The sequence below is a fragment of the Novosphingobium resinovorum genome (assembly GCF_001742225.1).
Classification (GTDB): Bacteria; Pseudomonadota; Alphaproteobacteria; order Sphingomonadales; family Sphingomonadaceae; genus Novosphingobium; species Novosphingobium resinovorum_A.
This window is the reverse complement of record NZ_CP017075.1, coordinates 1185829-1203709: the sequence shown is the minus strand read 5'-3', so window position 1 is coordinate 1203709 and position 17881 is coordinate 1185829. Positions and strand designations below refer to the sequence as shown.

The 17881-nt window shown below is 66.5% G+C and carries 23 protein-coding genes and 1 tRNA gene; 13 read left to right on the top strand and 11 right to left on the bottom strand.

Annotated elements, in window-relative coordinates:
- Positions 1–54 precede the first annotated feature (54 nt).
- Positions 55–729 carry a hypothetical protein gene (locus tag BES08_RS05515; protein ID WP_051586753.1) on the top strand — a complete coding sequence of 225 codons (675 nt, stop codon included), beginning with the start codon at positions 55–57 and terminating at the stop codon, positions 727–729.
- On the opposite strand, the gene purN is transcribed toward BES08_RS05515, so the two are convergent.
- Together purN and purM are read right to left on the bottom strand one after the other, a co-directional pair.
- Entirely contained in the window at positions 726–1679 is a 954-nt protein-coding gene (gene purN / locus BES08_RS05510; protein WP_008828416.1) for a phosphoribosylglycinamide formyltransferase, read from the bottom strand. The two genes, BES08_RS05515 and purN, sit on opposite strands and share 4 nt — an antisense overlap.
- Positions 1672–2775 (bottom strand): phosphoribosylformylglycinamidine cyclo-ligase, encoded by a 1104-nt coding sequence (gene purM / locus BES08_RS05505; RefSeq protein ID WP_008828415.1) that lies wholly within the window; start codon positions 2773–2775, stop codon positions 1672–1674. The genes purN and purM overlap by 8 nt, the downstream gene beginning before the upstream one ends.
- 69 nt (positions 2776–2844) lie before the next feature.
- Here purM and BES08_RS05500 point away from each other — a divergent pair, with 69 nt between their 5' ends.
- From BES08_RS05500 to BES08_RS05485, 4 genes are all read left to right on the top strand, one after another.
- The gene (locus tag BES08_RS05500) at positions 2845–4116 is read left to right on the top strand and encodes a hypothetical protein (RefSeq protein ID WP_008828414.1); all 1272 of its coding nucleotides are present in this window, start codon (positions 2845–2847) and stop codon (positions 4114–4116) included.
- A 10-nt stretch (positions 4117–4126) separates the two neighbouring features.
- A complete protein-coding gene (locus BES08_RS05495) occupies positions 4127–4759 on the top strand; it encodes a P-loop NTPase family protein (protein ID WP_036524327.1) in 633 nt (210 codons plus the stop codon).
- A gap of 140 nt (positions 4760–4899) precedes the next feature.
- Complete coding sequence (gene epsC, locus BES08_RS05490; RefSeq protein WP_008828412.1) at positions 4900–5595, top strand: serine O-acetyltransferase EpsC; 696 nt, start codon at positions 4900–4902, stop codon at positions 5593–5595.
- Between the two features lie 8 nt (positions 5596–5603).
- The gene (locus tag BES08_RS05485) at positions 5604–5963 is read left to right on the top strand and encodes a DUF2794 domain-containing protein (RefSeq protein WP_008828411.1); all 360 of its coding nucleotides are present in this window, start codon (positions 5604–5606) and stop codon (positions 5961–5963) included.
- A gap of 294 nt (positions 5964–6257) precedes the next feature.
- Here BES08_RS05485 and BES08_RS05480 read toward each other — a convergent pair whose 3' ends face one another.
- Both BES08_RS05480 and BES08_RS05475 read right to left on the bottom strand, forming a co-directional pair.
- Entirely contained in the window at positions 6258–7355 is a 1098-nt protein-coding gene (locus BES08_RS05480; protein WP_008828410.1) for a hypothetical protein, read from the bottom strand.
- Between the two features lie 71 nt (positions 7356–7426).
- Positions 7427–8341, bottom strand: a complete 915-nt coding sequence (locus BES08_RS05475; RefSeq protein ID WP_036524877.1) for an SDR family NAD(P)-dependent oxidoreductase — start codon at positions 8339–8341, stop codon at positions 7427–7429.
- 122 nt (positions 8342–8463) lie between these two features.
- Between BES08_RS05475 and purS the strand changes: the two genes are divergently transcribed.
- Positions 8464–8700: a phosphoribosylformylglycinamidine synthase subunit PurS gene (purS, locus tag BES08_RS05470; RefSeq protein ID WP_008828408.1), complete on the top strand. Its 237-nt coding sequence runs from the start codon at positions 8464–8466 to the stop codon at positions 8698–8700.
- Positions 8700–9377: a phosphoribosylformylglycinamidine synthase subunit PurQ gene (purQ, locus tag BES08_RS05465; RefSeq protein WP_008828407.1), complete on the top strand. Its 678-nt coding sequence runs from the start codon at positions 8700–8702 to the stop codon at positions 9375–9377. The genes purS and purQ overlap by 1 nt, the downstream gene beginning before the upstream one ends.
- Positions 9378–9425: 48 nt before the next feature.
- On the opposite strand, the gene BES08_RS05460 is transcribed toward purQ, so the two are convergent.
- The 4 genes from BES08_RS05460 to BES08_RS05445 form a co-directional block, all read right to left on the bottom strand.
- On the bottom strand, positions 9426–10508 hold the full coding sequence (locus BES08_RS05460) for an ABC transporter substrate-binding protein (protein WP_036524330.1): 1083 nt from the start codon (positions 10506–10508) through the stop codon (positions 9426–9428).
- A 90-nt stretch (positions 10509–10598) separates the two neighbouring features.
- Entirely contained in the window at positions 10599–11123 is a 525-nt protein-coding gene (locus tag BES08_RS05455; RefSeq protein WP_008828405.1) for a nuclear transport factor 2 family protein, read from the bottom strand.
- Between the two features lie 14 nt (positions 11124–11137).
- Complete coding sequence (locus BES08_RS05450; RefSeq protein WP_036524332.1) at positions 11138–11950, bottom strand: SDR family NAD(P)-dependent oxidoreductase; 813 nt, start codon at positions 11948–11950, stop codon at positions 11138–11140.
- A gap of 79 nt (positions 11951–12029) precedes the next feature.
- On the bottom strand, positions 12030–12407 hold the full coding sequence (locus BES08_RS05445) for a hypothetical protein (protein ID WP_008828402.1): 378 nt from the start codon (positions 12405–12407) through the stop codon (positions 12030–12032).
- Between the two features lie 129 nt (positions 12408–12536).
- Here BES08_RS05445 and efp point away from each other — a divergent pair, with 129 nt between their 5' ends.
- The 5 genes from efp to BES08_RS05420 all read left to right on the top strand — a co-directional run bounded on the left by efp (position 12537) and on the right by BES08_RS05420 (position 14950).
- A complete protein-coding gene (efp, locus tag BES08_RS05440; RefSeq protein ID WP_008828401.1) occupies positions 12537–13100 on the top strand; it encodes an elongation factor P in 564 nt (187 codons plus the stop codon).
- On the top strand, positions 13101–13523 hold the full coding sequence (locus BES08_RS05435; RefSeq protein WP_008828400.1) for a hypothetical protein: 423 nt from the start codon (positions 13101–13103) through the stop codon (positions 13521–13523).
- A gap of 41 nt (positions 13524–13564) precedes the next feature.
- On the top strand, positions 13565–14386 hold the full coding sequence (locus BES08_RS05430; RefSeq protein WP_008828399.1) for an inositol monophosphatase family protein: 822 nt from the start codon (positions 13565–13567) through the stop codon (positions 14384–14386).
- A 107-nt stretch (positions 14387–14493) separates the two neighbouring features.
- A complete protein-coding gene (locus tag BES08_RS33560; protein WP_008828398.1) occupies positions 14494–14814 on the top strand; it encodes a hypothetical protein in 321 nt (106 codons plus the stop codon).
- 52 nt (positions 14815–14866) lie between these two features.
- Positions 14867–14950, top strand: a tRNA-Leu gene (locus tag BES08_RS05420).
- A gap of 16 nt (positions 14951–14966) precedes the next feature.
- Here BES08_RS05420 and BES08_RS05415 read toward each other — a convergent pair.
- From BES08_RS05415 to BES08_RS32660, 3 genes are all read right to left on the bottom strand, one after another.
- Positions 14967–15251, bottom strand: a complete 285-nt coding sequence (locus BES08_RS05415; RefSeq protein ID WP_008828397.1) for a hypothetical protein — start codon at positions 15249–15251, stop codon at positions 14967–14969.
- Positions 15252–15317: 66 nt separating this feature from the next.
- The gene (locus BES08_RS05410; RefSeq protein ID WP_008828396.1) at positions 15318–16016 is read right to left on the bottom strand and encodes a glutamine amidotransferase; all 699 of its coding nucleotides are present in this window, start codon (positions 16014–16016) and stop codon (positions 15318–15320) included.
- A 113-nt stretch (positions 16017–16129) separates the two neighbouring features.
- Positions 16130–16297 carry a hypothetical protein gene (locus tag BES08_RS32660; protein WP_156799768.1) on the bottom strand — a complete coding sequence of 56 codons (168 nt, stop codon included), beginning with the start codon at positions 16295–16297 and terminating at the stop codon, positions 16130–16132.
- A 243-nt stretch (positions 16298–16540) separates the two neighbouring features.
- Here BES08_RS32660 and BES08_RS05405 point away from each other — a divergent pair, with 243 nt between their 5' ends.
- Positions 16541–17866: an amidohydrolase gene (locus BES08_RS05405; RefSeq protein WP_008828395.1), complete on the top strand. Its 1326-nt coding sequence runs from the start codon at positions 16541–16543 to the stop codon at positions 17864–17866.
- Positions 17867–17881 lie beyond the last annotated feature (15 nt).

Below are 17881 nucleotides of genomic sequence, written 5' to 3'. Positions count from 1 at the left end.
CTGTTTACCATCGAGGGCGAGGATCGGTCATGCGGGGCGGCCTGAGGAGACCGCATGACGTTGAAGCAAATCGCATGGATTGCCGGCCTGCTCATGGCATCGTGGCCGCCGGCCGTCTGTCATGCGCAGGATACGCGCGGGGGCGTCACCATCGCCGCAGCCGGCGGCTCGCTGGGTATCGGCCCGGAAGTGGGGTTTCGGCTTTCCGAGATCGTCGGAGTCCGGGCTTCCGCGACTTTCCTTGGCCTCGGGCACAATGTCGATGTCGATGACATCAATTACCATGGCGACCTCAAGCTGCGCTCATGGGGCGCGAATGCGGACCTCTATCCCTTCCGCAATTGCTTTCGGCTTTCGGCGGGATTCCGTGTCAGCAGCAACCGCATCGACCTTGTCGCCACCCCGAGTGAGGCGGTGACGGTCGGCCAGCGGGTCTACACGCCCGAGGAAATCGGCACCATCGAGGGCAAGGTCCGCGCCCGACGGTTCGTGCCGACGTTCACCGTGGGCTTCGCGAAGAACCGGGAGAACGGCTTTGCGTGGAGCCTCGATGCAGGCGTGATGCTCCACGGCAGGCCCCGGACCGAAGACGTCGTCGCCACGGGTGAATTGGCGAGCAACCCGTTATTCCAGGAAGATCTCGCCCGCGAACGCGGCGAAATCGAGAACGAGGTGGACAACTACAAGGTCTACCCGATCGTCCAGCTTTCGGTGGGCTATACCTTTTAGAACTGTCCGGCCGCATCCATCAGCGCGGTAAGCCGCTTGGGCGCCACTGCCCGCCACGACAGCCAGAGCCAGTCGGCGATCGCCTCCCAGTCGGTGTCGCCGCGATCGAGCCGAATGCCGAGCCAGCCGTCACCGAAGTAGGCGGGGCGGAAGTATAGGTCGTCGTCCTGCTCGATCAGCATCGCCTGTTCGTCTGCGCCGCTGATCTTGATCAGCAGCGCGACGCGGCCGTCCCCGTGATGGTCGGCGCTGAAGTAGGCGAACTTCTTGCCCTTTATCACGCCGAAGCAGGCCATGCCGTGGCTGACCGTCTCATCGCTCTCGGGCAAGGCGAGGGCGCGTTCGCGCACTTGCTCGAGCAGCCATTCGGGCCGCGTCTCGCGCGTCACGAGGTCGGCGAGGCAGCGCGAGTAGAGCTGGTGCTCGGCAATCAATACGCGCGCGGCGAGCGTGTCGGCCGTATCTCCTGGCAGGATCGCAACCGGGGTCTGGCCGAGGATCGGGCCGTCGTCGAGCTGCGCGGTGACGAGGTGGACGGTAACGCCGCCGTGGCTGTCGCCTGCCTCGATCGCGCGGTCATGGGTGTGCAGGCCGGTGTACTTGGGCAGCAGCGAGGGATGGATATTGACCATCCGGCCTTCCCAGCTGCCCACGAATTCCGGCGTCAGGATGCGCATATAGCCCGCCAGCGCGACCCACTGCGCGCCGCTGGCGCGAATCGCCGCGTCCATCCCCGCGTCGTGTTCTGGCCGCTTCATGCCCTTGTGACTGAGCGCGAAGGTTTTCACGCCTTCCGCTTCGGCAAGGCGCAGCCCCTTGGCCTCGGGATCGTTGGCGGCGACCAGTACGATCTCGTAAGGACAGTCGACCGCGCGGCTCGCATAGAGCAGGGCGGCCATGTTGGTGCCGCTGCCCGAGATCAGGACGGCGACTTTGGCTCTCTCAGCCAAGATGAACGGCTTCCCACGGCTCGCGCGCGGACCACGCCTCGGCCGATCCTGCCACGGTGCAGCCCTTTTCGCCCGGCTCGATCGCGCCGATGGTGAAGACGGTCTCGCCCACGGCTTCCAGTTCCGCCTTGAGCGCTTCGGCTTCGTCAGCCGCGACGGCCAGTACCATGCCGACGCCGCAGTTGAAGGTGCGCGCCATCTCGCCCGGCTCGATGTTGCCCTGCGCCTGCAGGAACGCCATCAGGCGCGGCTGCGGCCAGGCATCGGCGTCGATGCGGGCGTGCAGGCCCTTGGGCAGCACGCGCGGGATGTTCTCGAGAAGGCCACCGCCGGTGATGTGGGCGAGGGCGTGGATACGGCCCGCGCGGATGAACGGCAGCAGGCTCTTCACGTAGATGCGGGTCGGCGCGATCAGCGCGTCGATTAGCAGCGTGTCCGAATCGAACAGGGCGGGGCGGTTCAGCTTCCAGCCCTTGTCCTCGGCCAGACGGCGCACCAGCGAATACCCGTTGGAATGGACGCCCGAGGACGCGAGGCCCAGCAGCACGTCGCCGGCCGCGACCTTGTCCCCGGTCAGCTGCTCGCCGCGCTCCACCGCGCCGACGCAGAAGCCCGCGAGGTCGTAGTCGCCCGCCGCGTACATGCCCGGCATCTCGGCCGTCTCGCCGCCGATGAGGGCGCAGCCGGAAATCTTGCAGCCATCGGCAATGCCCGCGACGACGCGCTCGGCGACGCCGTTCTCCAGCTTGCCGGTGGCGAAGTAGTCGAGGAAGAACAGCGGCTCGGCGCCCTGCACGATAAGGTCGTTGACGCACATGGCGACGAGGTCGATGCCGATATGGTCGTGGCGGTCGTGGTCGATCGCCAGCTTGACCTTGGTGCCGACGCCGTCGTTGGCGGCGACCAGCAGCGGGTCCTTGTAGCCCGCCGCGCGCGGATCGAAGAAGCCGCCGAAGCCTCCCAGTTCCGCGTCGGCGCCGGGGCGCGCGGTGGATTTCGCGAGCGGGGCGATGGCCTTGACCAGCGCGTTACCGGCCGCGATCGAGACGCCGGCCTGCTCGTAGCTATAGCTCTTCTGGGAGTTATCGTCGGACATGTGGGCGCGCCTAGCGCTTTGTGACTTGGATTTCCATCTTCGATTGGGCACAAGGCCCCCGGTTTCGACATGGCAATCACGATTTCCCCCAAAAGCCTGCGGTTCAGCCGCAAGGGTGCCGCCTCCAGGGCCATGTTGTGGTGGGGCGGCGCGGCCGTTCTCGCAGTGGCGACGATCACCGGCGTCCAGCTTCTGGCGCAGATCGAGGGCGATCGCGGTATAGCTCCGCTCGCCAATTCGCAGGACATCCAGGTCAACGGCATCAGCGTCGACGTGACCGCGAAGACCGGCGCGCAGGCCCGGATCGACGGCTGGAAACTGGCGGAAAAGGAAGCCTGGAAGAAGCTCGGCGGCCCGGACATGCCGGTCGAATCAATCGACGCCATGGTGACCTCCGTGGTCATCGGGCAGGAGCAGGTCGGCCCCAAGCGCTATATCGCGACGCTCGGCGTCATTTTCGACAAGGCCAAGGCCGGGCAATATGTCGGCGCTGGAGCGGGCTCCGGTCCGCGTTCGGCGCCGCTGCTGCTGATCCCGGTGCTCGATTCGGGCGGTGTCAGGCAGGTCTTCGAGGTGCGCGGGCCGTGGCAGCGCGCCTGGGCCGAGTTCCAGGCTGCCGCCAGCCCCGTCGATTACGTGCGCCCGACCGGCTCGGGCGGCGAATCGCTGATTCTCACCGCCGGACAGACCTCGCGCCGCAGCCGCCTGTGGTGGCGTACGGTGCTCGGCCAGTTCGACGCCTCCGACGTGGTGATGCCCGTCGCGCGGCTGGAGCGGCAATGGCCCGGCGGCCCGATCAAGGGCACCTTCACCGCGCGCTACGGCCCGGACAACAAGTTTCTCGGCGGCTTCACCATGGACGCCGCCAGCGAGCAGGACCTGCCGCGCATGCTGGAGCAGGCCGTCACGCGCGTCGACGGCCTCTACCGCGACGCGCTGGCGACCGGCGAACTGCGCCCTGACCCTTCTATCAACGCAGGCGGAGAAGCGCTTGACCGGGCCTTCGCCGAGCTGCGCGAAAAGCTGATGCCCAAGGGCGAGGCACCCGTGGTGGTGCCGACGCCGATCCCGGTGATTCGCACCGAAGACGTCTCCGGTGCTCCGGTCGAGACCGTTACGGTCCAGTTCGCTACGCCCGATGCCGCTGCGGTAGACGCTGCGCTCGCCGCCGTTCGCGGTGTGCCGGGTGTGCAGGGCGCCGCGACCGTAAGCCTCGCGATCGGCGGCACCTCTGTCATGCGGGTCACCGTATCGGGCGGAGGCGAGCGGCTGACCGGTGCCTTGCGCGGGCAGGGTTGGAAGGTTTCCGGCGGGGGCACCTCGCTTAGGATCAGCCGCTAGGACCCTCGCCATGCGACAGATCGCCCTTCCGCTGTCCGCCGCGAGCGACAGTCCGCCGCGCATTGTCGTGGGTGAGGCCAACGCGCCTGCGATCGATGCGCTGATAGAGCCGGCCCAGTGGCCTTTCCGCACCGCGATCCTCTCCGGCCCGCCGCGCTCCGGCAAGTCGCTGCTGGCGCGCTGGTTCGTCGAATCGGGCGCAGGCGATGCTGTCGATGATGCGCAAGGCATGCCCGAGGACGCACTGTTCCACCGCTGGAACCGGGCGCAGGAACTGGGCCGTCCGCTGCTGATCGTCGCCGACAAGCCTTTCGCACCGGGCGTAGGCGACAGTGATGGCGAACGCTGGCGGGTACGCCTGCCGGACTTGTCCTCGCGGCTTGGTGCCGCGCTGAACCTTGCGATCGGCGAGCCGGACGATGCGATGCTCATCGCGCTGATGGAAGTGCATGCCGAGATGCGCGGGCTGGTTCTCGATCATTCGGCAACGCAATATCTTGTAGGACGTTGTACCCGTAGCCATGTGGGCGTCGAACGTCTGGTCGCCGCCATCGACCGGCTCAGTCTGGAGCGCAAGACGGCCCCCACAATGGCCATCTGGCGCGACGCGCTGGAAGAGACTAAAGGCGGCGCCCAGACTTAAGGGTTTGTCTGGAAAATGCGCTGCATTTTCCGGGCGGCTGGTGCCGCGAAATGCGCATATCGCGCATTTCCAGACGGTAACGTGAGGGCGGCTTTGCGACAAAAGTTGCAAAGTGGAACGATTGATGGGAATTTCCGGCGATGCTGGGTAATATCATCCGCTATCTGGACTCGGTTGTCGCACGCGATCCTGCGCCGCGTTCGCGTTGGGAAGTGCTGCTTTATCCGGGCGTATGGGCTCTGTTCTGGCACCGCATCGCGCATGCCCTGTTCCAGGCGGACCTGTTCTTCCTCGCCCGCGTGGTGAACCACCTTGCGCGCTTCCTGACCGCGATCGACATCCATCCCGGCGCGCAGATCGGCCGCAATTTCTTCATCGACCACGGCTTCACCGTGATCGGCGAGACCGCGGTGATCGGCGACAACGTGACGATCTACCAGTGCGTGACGCTGGGTGGTTCCAACCCCACCAACGGCGTCGGCGGCAAGCGCCACCCTACCCTGCTCGACAACGTGATCGTCGGTTCGGGCGCGCAGATCATCGGCCCCGTCACCATCGGCCGCCGTGCCCGCATCGGCGCCAGCGCGGTCGTGACCGAAGACGTGCCCGAGGGTGCGACGATGATCGGCCTCAAGGCCCGCTCCACGCTGGTCAAGGCGGAGACCTGGGCCAAGGAATTCATGCCCTACGGCACGCCTTGCAAGGAACCCTGCGAGCCCACAGGCGGCGCCCAGCGCGTCGAGGATCTCGAACAGCAGGTGGCCTTGCTGCGCGCTCAGGTGGAGGAACTTATCTCCGAGCGTCAGCACGCCGCGCGCGAAAACGAGCGCTGGTGAGCCGCTGAATGGTGGCAGGCGGAATTACCTCAGGTAGCGTCGTCCCGTTTCCCGGCGTCCAGCCGTCGCAGGTCGGGTTCGACCGGCTGGAACTCCAGCGAATTCTCGATCTCTACGGCCGGATGGTCGCGGCCGGGCTCTGGCGCGACTACGCGATGGATTTCGCGCGCGAGGCCGCCAGTTTCAGCGCTTTTCGCCGCGCCGCCGAACGCCCGCAGGCGCGGATCGAGAAGCGCCCCTCGCTGCGCGGCAAACAAGGCATGTGGACCCTGTTCGGCGAAGCGGGGCAAGTGCTCAAGCGCGGGCACGAACTCTCGAATGTGCTGAGTTCGCTGGAACGCAAATTGCTCAAGGTTGTCGAGGACTGAGCGTTCTCGGCTGAAAGCCCGTCATCCCAGCGCAGGCTGGGACCGCTTTCGTCATATCGCGAGGTCTCGGCAAGGCTGCGGCGAAACTACACCGGCCCGTCGATAGGGCGTTTCATGGCCATAGCGGTCCCAGCCTTCGCTGGGATGACGGCAAGTGTATCCTCCCCGTTGCGAAGCAATGGGGAGGGGGACTGCCGACGCAGTCGGTGGTGGAGGGGGCAGCGGCGCAAACACCCCCTGCGTCAGCGGCTGCGTCCCTGCCCCCTCCCCATCGCTTTGCGACAGGAAGGATGCTTAAGCCGAAGCGGGTAGCCGTTCGCGCCAGCTTTCCGGCGCCAGCGTCAGCAGGGCGCGGCGCAGTGGAGTCCAGAACACCGACAACGCGAGCAGCGCCGCACCGACGAACAGCGTGGAGATCGCCAGGTTCATCTCGATCGTACCGGCATTGCGCAGGAGGCCGTTCAATGCCGCCAGCACGTAGATCAGCGCCGACACCAGCAGAGCCCGCCGGTCCACCAGCAGGGCGACGAGCGCAAATGCCACATAGGTGACGAGCACCCCTGCGGCATGGCCCGGAGTCACGTCGTCGCCGTTCAGCACGCCCAGCCAGTAGAACAGCGAATGCGCGATCAGCGGCGCGGCGAGCAGGTGGAGCCAGAACGCGATGTCCGCGCGCTGGGTCCGCCGAGCCCGGTCGGACAAGTCCCAGCGCATGGCGAAGGCGAAGACCGCCAGCCCGCACAGGAAGGCGGCGGGCGCGAGGACCGGGTTGGCCGCCAATGCCTGCCCGGTGGCCCAGGCGATCGCCGAAAGCAGGAGCAGCACGACGGCGCCGGTTCCGGCCGCAATCGTGATCGCCACGTGGAAACGCAGCCAGTGGAGCAGCGCTCCGACTCCGGCCGCTACAGCGGCGCTCAGCATGATGGCTGCGTCCTGCCAGGGATAGCGCTCCATCCGGTGCCAGGTGTGCCGCTCGCCGTTGAACTCGTAATAGACCGGCACCCGATGCTCGGGCAGGGCCTCCGCGACGAGCGCTCCGGCAAAAAGCCCGAGGCCGACGACGAACGAGGCGAGCACGATGATCGAGGGCAGGGCCATGCGGCGCTTGCGCGTGAAGATCTCGGCCATGAGCCAGCTGGCCATGGCGACGAGCAGGCCGGCCATCCACCAGCGCTGGTCGTTGGCGCCCGCCGCGTAAACGCCGGAGAAGATCACCAGCAGGCAGGCGATGCCCACGAAGATGTCGTTGAAACTGGTGACGAGGCGAATGTTTTCCTCGTCCGCCATCGGCACCACGCGTGTCGTAGCCACATGGGCGCGCAAGGCGTCCGCCGCCTCGGCGCTGATGGCTCCGGCACTGACGGCGGATTGCAGATCGTCTTCGGAATACAAGGCGTTCCCCTTAAGCGGCTGCGAAGCTGCCCGCGTGGGCAGGCACCGTCAATCGCAATTGCCTCCGCTTGTTAAGGCGCCCGCATCAGCATCGACAGCGCGTGATGTGCCTGGTCCATGCCGGTCTCGAACGGATGGTCGCCCGACCGGTCGGCGATGCGCGGCCATGCGGCGGCGACGTCCTCGGCGCTGCGGGCGGATTCCGGGAGCAGGACGCCATCGTTCATGGTGATCCACGTGCCCTGGAACACGCCGCCACCGGCCGCGAGGATGGTGTCGGTCGGCGCCTCGGGAGAGACAAGGAACACGGCGGCGGGCACGACATTGCCGGGCTCGAACGCCTTGTAGGCTTCCTCGGGAAAGATGTCGGCGGTCATGCGGGTGCCGGCGGTCGGCACGATGGTATTGACGCGGATGCCATACTTCGCGCCTTCCAGCCGCAGCGTCCGGGCGAGGCCGAGCACGCCCGCCTTGGCCGCGCCGTAATTGGCCTGCCCGAAATTGCCGCCAAGCCCGGTAGAGGAGGTCGTCATCAGCACGCGGCCGTAGTTCTGCTCGCGCATCGTCTCCCATACAGCCTTCGTCGCGAAGGCGCTGCCGAGGAGGTGGACACGCACGACCAGCTCGAAATCGGCGGGGTCCATCTTGGCGAACGTGCGGTCGCGCAGGATGCCGGCATTGTTGATGAGGACATGGATGCCGCCCCAGGCTTCCCTCGCGCGGGCGGCCATCGCTTCCATCTGCGTGTAGTCGGAGACGTCGCCGCCATCGGCCATGGCCTCGCCGCCGATCTCGCGGATTTCCTCGACGACCTGCAGCGCCGCGTCGGACTGGCCCGATCCGTCCCGCGCCGCGCCAAGGTCGTTGACCATGACTTTGGCCCCGCGCCGTGCCAGTTCGAGCGCATAGGCGCGGCCGAGCCCGGTGCCTGCTCCGGTAACTATGGCGACCTGATCGGTGAAGGAAATGGATGCTGCGCTGCTCATCGCCGAGTGATGGCAGGTCGTAGCGGCCCATTCAACGGCGCGTTCAACCTTGCCCCGGCGGCTGCGAAGGGTCATAGGCGCATCCAACGAATCTGCCCGCTATCCTGCGAAAGGCCCGCCAGATGAAAGTCCGCGTCCACGTCAGCCTCAAGCCCGGTGTCCTCGATCCTCAGGGTCGCGCGATTCACCACTCGCTGGAGGGCCTCGGCTTTTCCGGCGTCAACGACGTGCGCGCCGGCCGCCTGTTCGAGCTGGACGTTGCCGAGAGCGTCACCGACGAGGCGATCGACGACATGTGCCGCAAGCTCCTCGCCAACATGGTGATCGAGAACTACCGCATCGAGAAGGTGGCCGCCTGATGGCCTTCACCTCCGCCGTCATCACCTTCCCGGGCTCGAACTGCGACCGCGACATGGCGACGGCGCTGGAGAAGGTTTCTGGCACCGCGCCTCACCGTGTCTGGCACGGCGACAGCGAACTGCCCGAGGGTCTGGACTTCATCGCCGTTCCGGGCGGCTTCTCCTACGGTGATTATCTGCGCTGCGGCGCGATCGCCTCGCGCTCGCCGATCATGCAGGCGGTGATCGCGGCGGCGGACAAGGGCGTGCCGGTGCTCGGCGTGTGCAACGGCTTCCAGGTCCTGACCGAAAGCGGGCTGCTGCCGGGCGCGCTGCTGCGCAATGCCGGGCTGAACTTCGTGTGCCGTGAAGTCGGGCTCGAAGTGGTCAACGCGCAGTCGCTGTTCACCAATGCCTACGAAGCTGGGCAGGTCGTACGCATTCCGGTGGCGCATCATGACGGCAACTACTTCGCCGACGATGAGACGCTGAACCGCCTCGAGGGCGAGGGCCGCGTTGCCTTCCGCTATGCCGAGGAGGTCAACGGATCGGCGCGTTCGATCGCGGGCGTGCTCAATGATGCGGGCAACGTGCTGGGCATGATGCCCCACCCCGAGCGCGCGATCGAGACCACGCATGGCGGTACGGACGGGCGCGGCCTGTTCGAAAGCGCGATTCGCGGGCTGGTCGGCGCCTGAACCTGCCTTAGGGTAGCGTTAGGTGCCGTTGAGTGCCGTGAGGTGCACTCATGCGGCGACCTCTCGGGTTTCGCCGCCAAGCCATTGACGCACAACGAGATACCGCCCGTGCAGGGCGCCTCGATCGTGCACGCCGAAGCCGAGGAGGGTGCCTTCGTGCCCCTCTGCGGCCGGAAGCCATTTCACCTGCTCCAATCCGAGCCGAACGCCCTCGCGGGTGAAATCGCTCGCCCGCGCCAGCCCTTCGGCGACGAGGCGGCCGATGTCGTGGCCCTTGGCTACGGCGAGCGCCTGACGGCAAGGCGCGTCGATCCGGTCCATCACCGCCCGCAGCGTGGTGTTCGCGTCGGAGTGCATGTCGATATAGAGCCAGCCGTTGCAGGCACGGGCGAAATCACCGTGATACCCGCGCAATCCTGCGGTGTTCATGATGCGCGGCCCGTCCCATCCGGCGCGGTCGAGGGCTTTCGAGACGGGCGGCGCCGAGAGCCCCAGACCAAGGTAGACGACGCCGTCGGGCGCGGCTTCCAGCAATCTCGCCACGGCATCGTCGACATCGTCGGCTAGCGGCGAGATGCCCTCCTTCGCCGCGATTTCGATGCCGAGGACGCGCGCCTCGCCGTCGAGATACTTGAGATGGCGCGTCCCGATCGGCGAGAGATCGTAGATCACCGCGAGGCGCGTGCGCCCGAGGCTCGCCATCTGGCGCGCGATGACGAGCGACTCGTCCTCGTGGCTGCCCACCTGGTGCTGGAACATCCACCGGCCCCGCGCGCGCTCGGCTCCGGCCCAGTAGATGGTGGGAATGCGCAATTGCTCGGCAAGCGGGGTGGCGACAAGCGCATTGTCGCCGATCGCCGGGCCGACGATCAGGCTGACGCCGGCCTTCGCGAGCTGCCGATAGGCCTGCTCGACTGCCTCGGCGGTGCCTGAGGGGAGGCCTAACGCATAGGCGTGGACGAATTCCACCTCGGCGTCGAGGCGGCCTGCATCGCGCAAGGCGTCGATCTCGCGCTCGATCCAGCCGGTGATGTCGCCAGGCACCGGCAGGCCATGCTCCAGCCCGGACGGATCGCCGCCAGTGAAATCAGCCATATCGTTGAGAATGCCGACTTTCACGCTCGCAGCCATCGATTCCTCCGGCGGGGCGGAGCACCCCTGTCGGCCCTGAAAATGAGCCAGCCGGGAAAAGGCTGCACAGCACCTCGCGGGAATCGTGCGTCAGGTGCGAGCGCCCCGCCGGAACAGGGGCTGGAGACATTCGGCATAACTGGGGTCGCGCTCCGCAAGGCCCAGCAGGCCACCGCCGTCGAACGGCCGTCGCAGCTTGAAGTCGTAAGTGACGACGCGTTTTGAGAAGCGCCATCGCCCGTCGGCACAGCGCCGGTAGTTGTCGATGTAGCGCACGGCCATGAAATCCTCCTCGCGCCCGCCTTCGCGGGTTGGGATGAGGTGCCAGGCCAGGCCGTAGACCTCGCCGCTGCCCACGTCTCCATCGACCGCGATCAGGTGGTTGCATACGTGATGCCCGGAGTAGGGCATGTGCGGGAAGGCTCGGGCGATGAAGTCGCAGTAGTCCCCCGCCGGGCCGTCGAAGCTGTCGCCATGGGTGTCGGTGGCGTCATCGGTATAGAGGTCGCGCAGCAGGGCGATGTCCTGCCGGTCGATCGCGCGGCAGTAGAGCAGCACCAGGTCGCGGATCGCGTCCTTGTCGAGAAGGGTCTGCAGGGCGGTCTCATCGATCATCGTCTCTCTCCGCGTCAGAGCAGGGCGCCGCCGTCCACGGGGTAGACCTGCCCGGTGATGAAGCTGGCCCGCGCCGAGGCCAGAAAAGTCACCATCGCCGCCATTTCCTCAGGCGTCGCAAAGGGACGGCCGACGAACGTGCGGCGTTGGCGCAGCGCGCGGTCCTCTTCGCTGACGCTGGCGGTGCCTTTCGAGAACAGGCCGGTTTCGGGGTTGAAGCGGCTGCCGCTGCTGAGGCTGGCCGGGTCGGTCGGGATCGTGGCGTAAGGCGCGACGGCATTGACGCGAATCCCATGCGCGCCGACTTCCTTGGCGAGCACCACGGTGAAGCTGTGCACCGCCCCCTTGGCGGCCGAATAGACCGGCAGCATGTAGTCGCCCACCAGTGCGGCGGTTGAACCGACGTTGACAATCGCCCCGGCCTTGCGGGCGATCATGCCGGGCAGCACGGCATGGGTCATGCGCAGCACGGTGCCGAAGTTGAGGTCGATGTCCGCCATCCATTTCGCCGGATCGGAATCGACGAAGAGGCCCTGGTCGACGTTGCCGCCGACGTTGTTCACCAGCACCGCTGCGGGGCCGAGCGCTTCGGCGGCCTTCAGCACTATCGCGGGAGAGACAGGGTCCAGCATGTCGGCGGCGACGAACACCGCCTCGGGTGCGCCGCGCGCCTTGCAGTCGGTGACCAGCCTTGCGCCTGCCTCGTGGTCTCTGCCGACGAGGACGGGCAGGGCGCCCTCGGCTGCGAGGTCCAGCGCAACGGCGCGGCCGATGTTCGCGGTCGCGCCGGTGACGATCGCGACCTTGCCTTGCAGTTGAAGTTCCATCGCCCGCTCCCGAAGTTTTTCCGAGAGCTAGGGCCGCCCTACCTCAAGGGCAAACCGCGCCGGCGATGATGATCCGCGATCAGCGGCGCGAACTGCGAACGCAGCGCATTTCGCCGTCGCTGCCGTTGTCCTCGACCTTGCGCAAGTACGTGTCCTTGAGCCGGTGCAGCTTGAGGCCCTTGAGCTTGCCGCCGGTCATCGTCACGTAGTCGCCTGTCAGCAGGTAGCTGCCGCGGATGCCGCCCGCCTTGTAAGCCGAGGCATTGACCACGCGGAACTCGTAGTCGGGCAAAGGCTTGCCGACGAGGCCGCCCGCGTCGCCCGCCATCTCGCAGCTGTAAGTGCCGATGGGCAGGGTGGAGATCAGCCCGCCGCTCACCGGAGGCGGGGCAGGCTCTGCGGAGGCGCAGCCGGCGACGAGGGCCAACAGCACAACGGGAAGGGAGGCACGCTTCATGGCATTCAGCTAGCATCGGCGCGAAGCAATTGCCATGCCTCGCGACCTCGTCTAAGGGCGCATCCTTTCGAGGGTCGCGCCTGCTGTGGCCCCGCGATTCAGCTCTTTCCCATCCTGAAGGCCAGAACCATGAAGATCAGTGGCGTCGATATCCGTCCCGGTAACATCCTTGAATACGAAAAGGGCATCTGGAAGGTCGCGAAGACGCAGCACACGCAGCCCGGCAAGGGCGGTGCCTTCATGCAGGTCGAGATGAAGAACCTGATCGACGGCCGCAAGACCAACGTGCGCTTCCGCAGTGCCGACACCGTCGAGCGCGTCCGTTTGGACACCAAGGACTTCCAGTTCCTCTATGCCGAGGGCGACGACCTGGTATTCATGGATACCGAGAACTACGATCAGATCTCGCTTCCCGCCGATCTGCTGGGCGATGCTGCCGCGTTCCTTCAGGACGGCATGCAGGTGAGCCTGGAAATGTGGGAAGAGCGCCCGATTTCGGTCCAGCTCCCCGAGCAGGTCGAAGCCACCATCGTCGAAGCCGACGCCGTGGTGAAGGGCCAGACCGCCTCGTCCAGCTACAAGCCCGCCGTGCTCGACAACGGCGTGCGCGTGATGGTGCCGCCGCACATCGAAAGCGGTACGCGCATCATCGTGGACGTCTATGAAAAGACTTACGTGAAGAAGGCAGACTGAATGAACAAGCTCGTCCTGACCGTCGCGACCGCCGCCCTGGCGATCGCGGGAACTTCCTCCGTTGCCTACGCCGCTGCCCCCAAGGCCGCTGCAAAGAGCGCCGCCAAGCCTGCCGCTGCGGCACCCGCAGGCGGCGACTCGCAGGCGCAGCACGCGATGCTCTACCTCAAGGTGCTCATCAGCGGGTTGCAGTCGGACAAGATCGAGGAACCGGTCAAGGGCGCGCTCGTCGGCTGCATCTACGACAATTCGCTCGGCAAGATCACCGAATCGATGGACAAGGTGATCGCCGAGAATTCGGGCAAGATCAGCCGTGACAATCCCAGCGAGCTGCTGAGCGTCATGGCCCAGATCTGCGGCTACAAGCCGACTGCGCCTGCCGCCGGCACGGCCCCCGCCAAACCCGCGCCGCAAGGCCGCTGACAATCGGGGCCGATGTCGGCCCACAGGAGTGAAGTACAGTCATGGCCGCCATTTCCGGTCTCATCCGCGTCATCGAGAAGGCCGCCCGCAAGGCCGGCAACCGCCTGCGTCGCGACTTCGGCGAAATCGAGCACCTGCAGGTCAGCCGCAAGGGCCCTGCGGACTTCGTGTCGAAGGCCGACCAGGCTTCCGAGCGCACCATCTGGGACGAACTGCGCGCCGCGCGGCCGGACTGGGGCTATCTGTTCGAGGAAGCCGGCGAGATCGAGGGCGACCCGACCAAGCCGCGCTTCATCGTCGATCCGCTCGACGGCACGACCAACTTCCTTCACGGCATCCCGCACTTCGCGATCTCGATCGCGGTGCAGGAGCCGCGTCTGGACGGGAAGGGCTGGGGTGAGGTCACCGCCGGCCTGATCTACAACCCGGTCACCGACGAAAGCTACTGGGCCGAGAAGGCACGCGGTGCGTGGCTGCACGACCGCCGCCTGCGCGTCTCCTCGCGCCGTCATCTCGACGAGAGCCTGATCGCAACCGGCATTCCCTTCGCGGGGCACGGCGATCACGGCGTCTGGACCAAGATCTATCACGGCCTCGCGCCGCAGGTGGCGGGCATTCGCCGCTTCGGATCGGCCGCGCTCGATCTCGCCTGGGTCGCCTCGGGCCGCTACGAGGGATTCTGGGAATCGGACCTCAAGCCGTGGGATACCGCAGCGGGTTGCCTGCTCGTGCGTGAGGCCGGTGGTTTCGTGTCGGACTGGAAGGGTCGTTCGAACCCGATCTGCGACACCGAAATCCTCGCGGGCAACGACGTGCTGCACTCGCGCCTGCACAAGATAGTTGCGACCGCCCTCAAGGCATGATTTCATCACCCTCTGAGGCACGTTTCGGCGTGTCTCGGAGGGTGATTCTCTGAACTGAAACGAAATCGTCGCGGAATTTTCCGCAAACGGGTGTAAAACGCCGGGACATGGAACGCCATGTCCCTCGCCGTTGCGCCCTTGCGCTGCTTTTTGCGGCGGCGCCTTCGCCTGCATTTGCCGAGCAGCCGGTGCCTCTGGCGAAGCAGCGGCAATTCGACCTGACCGCCGTGCCGACGATAAACGCGCGCACGTCGCTGCGATCGCAGGCGGTGGGCGAGATCGAGCTGCTCAAGCCCGAGAAGACGCGGCTGAAGCTGACATATCAGACCGACGATGATGGTCCGCGCTTCGAGATCGGGACGCTCGGATCGCGCAAGGGGGCGATGAAATCGCGTCTTCTCCACGTCGCGATGGACTGGATCTTCTGAACGGGCTTGAACCCTGACGAAGTGCCGTCTAAGCGTCGCGCCTCGTTTCCGTGCCCCTGTGGCGGAATGGTAGACGCGAACGACTCAAAATCGTTTGTCGAAAGGCGTGCCCGTTCGAGTCGGGCCAGGGGCACCACTTCCTTCGATCGTCCTCAGAACAATGAGGCGATGACGAGGACCAGCAACAGCGCGACGACGATGGCCGCTAACCATTGCACCAGCGGGTAGGCTGCGATCAGCCGCGTCAGCGCCCAGGCGGCCACGGCGCCGAGCACGGTTCCTGCGATCATGCCGCCAAGGACGCCCCACTCGCCCATCATCCACAGCAGGACTAGCGCGAAGACGCCGACCGGGAAGAATCCCGCCAATGCTCGGGCGAGTGTGGGGGGCAAGGTGCGCCAGTTCATCGAGCGCCGCGTGGGAATGCCGTCAGCCATGGCCGCAGAGTAATCCTGCTACGCCCCCGCCGCCAGCCGGAGCGTCGCGCGAATCGGGCGGTACGGCTAGTTCAGGCCCTGCAGCCAGTCAGCGATCATCGCGCGCCCCGCCGCAACCGCGCCGGGGCCGAGTTCGTCGTGTCGCTGGCGGAGTGCCTGAGGGCAGCCTCCCGCCTCGACGACGGCTTCGGGCCACTGGTCGATCCAGGCGTCGAAGCGCGGGTCCTCGCCCATTTCGGCATGGAACTGCAACGCCAGCTGATTGCGGCCCCGGCGGAACGCCTGATGCTCGTAAAGCGAGGTCGAGGCCAGGAATTCCGCGCCCTCCGGCTTGGTGAACGTGTCGCCGTGCCAGTGCAGCACCGGCACTTCGCGCACATGGCGCAGCGGGCTGTCGGCGGCGTGCTCGTGAACCTGAACGGGGTGGAAGCCGACTTCCTTCGCCGGGCCGGGAAACACCCTGGCGCCGAGCGCGCTGGCCATCATCTGCGCGCCGAAGCACACGCCCAGCGTCGGACGGTCCGCCTCCAGTCGCATAGCAAGGCGGCGTAGCTGGCAGCCGATCCAGGGATGACGGTCCTGCTCGTAGACGCCCATCGGCCCGCCCATCATGATGAGCAGGTCCGGCTCGCGCAGATCGAGGGTTGAGAATTCCGGGTCGGTGACGTCGATCCGGCTGACTTCGTAGCCGGCGTCCTCGATGGGTTTGCGATAGCCTGCGACCCCTTCGTGGGGAACGTGGCGGATGATGAGCGCGGTCTTCACGGGCCTACTGTGTCACAAGTGATGTTAACGGGCGACATCGAACTCCGGCCTGAAGAGACAAGACTTGGGAGATGCGGATTCCGATGCCGCCCGATGGGGTCATTGCAGAAGCGTCACAGGCCGAGGCGGGACCAGAAGTCGCCCGCGCTGCGGATTGTGGCCGCGCCGCCTCCCGGCGGCGAAGCGGCGGCGCCGCGCCACGAGGGGTGCGGCAGGCGTGCGTCGGTGCTGGGCCGGGCACGCAGGACTTGCGAGGTGATGCGGGGGATCGAGTTGAACATTTCGTATCTCCATCGGGAGGCACGAAGCCCGGCGTTGTCGCCTTGCGGTTTCGTGCGCTTTAGCGGTTGGTGACGCGGAGCAAGCTGACAGCCATCAAATGCCGCGGAAGAACAGGCGAACCCTGCGCTTCGAGGTTCAATCTATTCATTTGGTAGAGAATGTCGATACGGAGTTTCTATCGGGCCTATGAGAAAAACTTCACGCCGATTGCGGAGCTGGCGGGGCTGACGTAGCTTTCGCTCATGCGCGCCGTTCTCCTTGCATCCGCCTGCGCTCTTGCGAGCGTTTCCCTGCCTGCAATGGCAGAGCCCGTTGCCGATACAGTGGCGCGTGACCTGCCGGGGCTGATGGAGACTTATCGCGATCTACACGCCAATCCCGAACTCAGCTTTCAGGAAGCGCGCAGTGCGAAGATCATGGCCGATGCCGCGCGCAAGGCGGGTTTCACGGTCACCGAGAAGGTCGGACGCACCGGCATAGTCGCGGTCCTGAAGAACGGGCCGGGGCAGACCGTCCTCATCCGCGCGGACATGGACGGGCTGCCGGTTGTCGAGCAGACCGGGCTGCCCTTCGCGTCAACCAGGCGCGGCACGTCCACGGCGGGCGTGGAAAGCGGCATCATGCATGCTTGCGGCCACGACACGCACATGACCGCCTGGATCGAGACGGCGCGTCTCATGGCCGCGCGCAAGGCGGAGTGGTCGGGCACGCTGGTCATGATCGGCCAGCCGGCCGAGGAGATGGGGCTGGGCGCGCTGGAGATGCTCAAGGACGGGCTCTACACGCGCTTTCCCAAGCCGGATTACACGCTGGCCTTCCACGATACGCCTGAGCTTGCCGCCGGTGTCGTCGGCGCGGCGAAAGGCTGGGCGCTCGCCAATGTGGACAGCGTGGACATGCTCGTGCGCGGGGTCGGCGGGCACGGCGCCTACCCGCAGACCACGCGCGACCCGATCGTGCTCGCCAGCGCGATCGTGATGAAGCTGCAGACGCTGGTGAGCCGCGAGACCAATCCGCTCGATCCCGTGGTGGTGACGGTCGGCTCGTTCCACGCCGGGACCAAGCACAACATCATTTCCGATCAGGCGAAGCTTGAACTGACAGTGCGCAGCTATTCCGACGAGACGCGCCAGCGGCTGCTCGACGGCATCGCCCGCGTCGCGCGCGGGGAGGCGATCGCATCGGGCCTGCCGGACGACCTGATGCCGCAGATCCAGGTCAAGGAGCCGCACACCCGCGCGACCTGGAACACGCCCGAGTTCGCCGAGGAGGCCGTTGCCGACCTCAAGGGGAAAATGGGTGCGGACAACGTGGTAATCACCCCTTCGGCGATGGGCGGCGAGGATTTCGGCGAGTTCCGCCGCGCCGATGAGGCGCACATCAAGTCGGTGATCTTCTGGGTCGGCGGTGCCGATCCGGCGAAGCTGGCGGCGGCGAAGGCCGGAGGTCCGCCGATGCCTTCGCTGCACAGCCCGTTCTGGGCACCGCAGGCGGACAAGGTGATCGCCTCGGGCGTACAGGCCCTCACGCTGACGGCGCTGCGCCTTATGGCGAAGCAGGGGATGTAAGGCGCTCCGACAGCG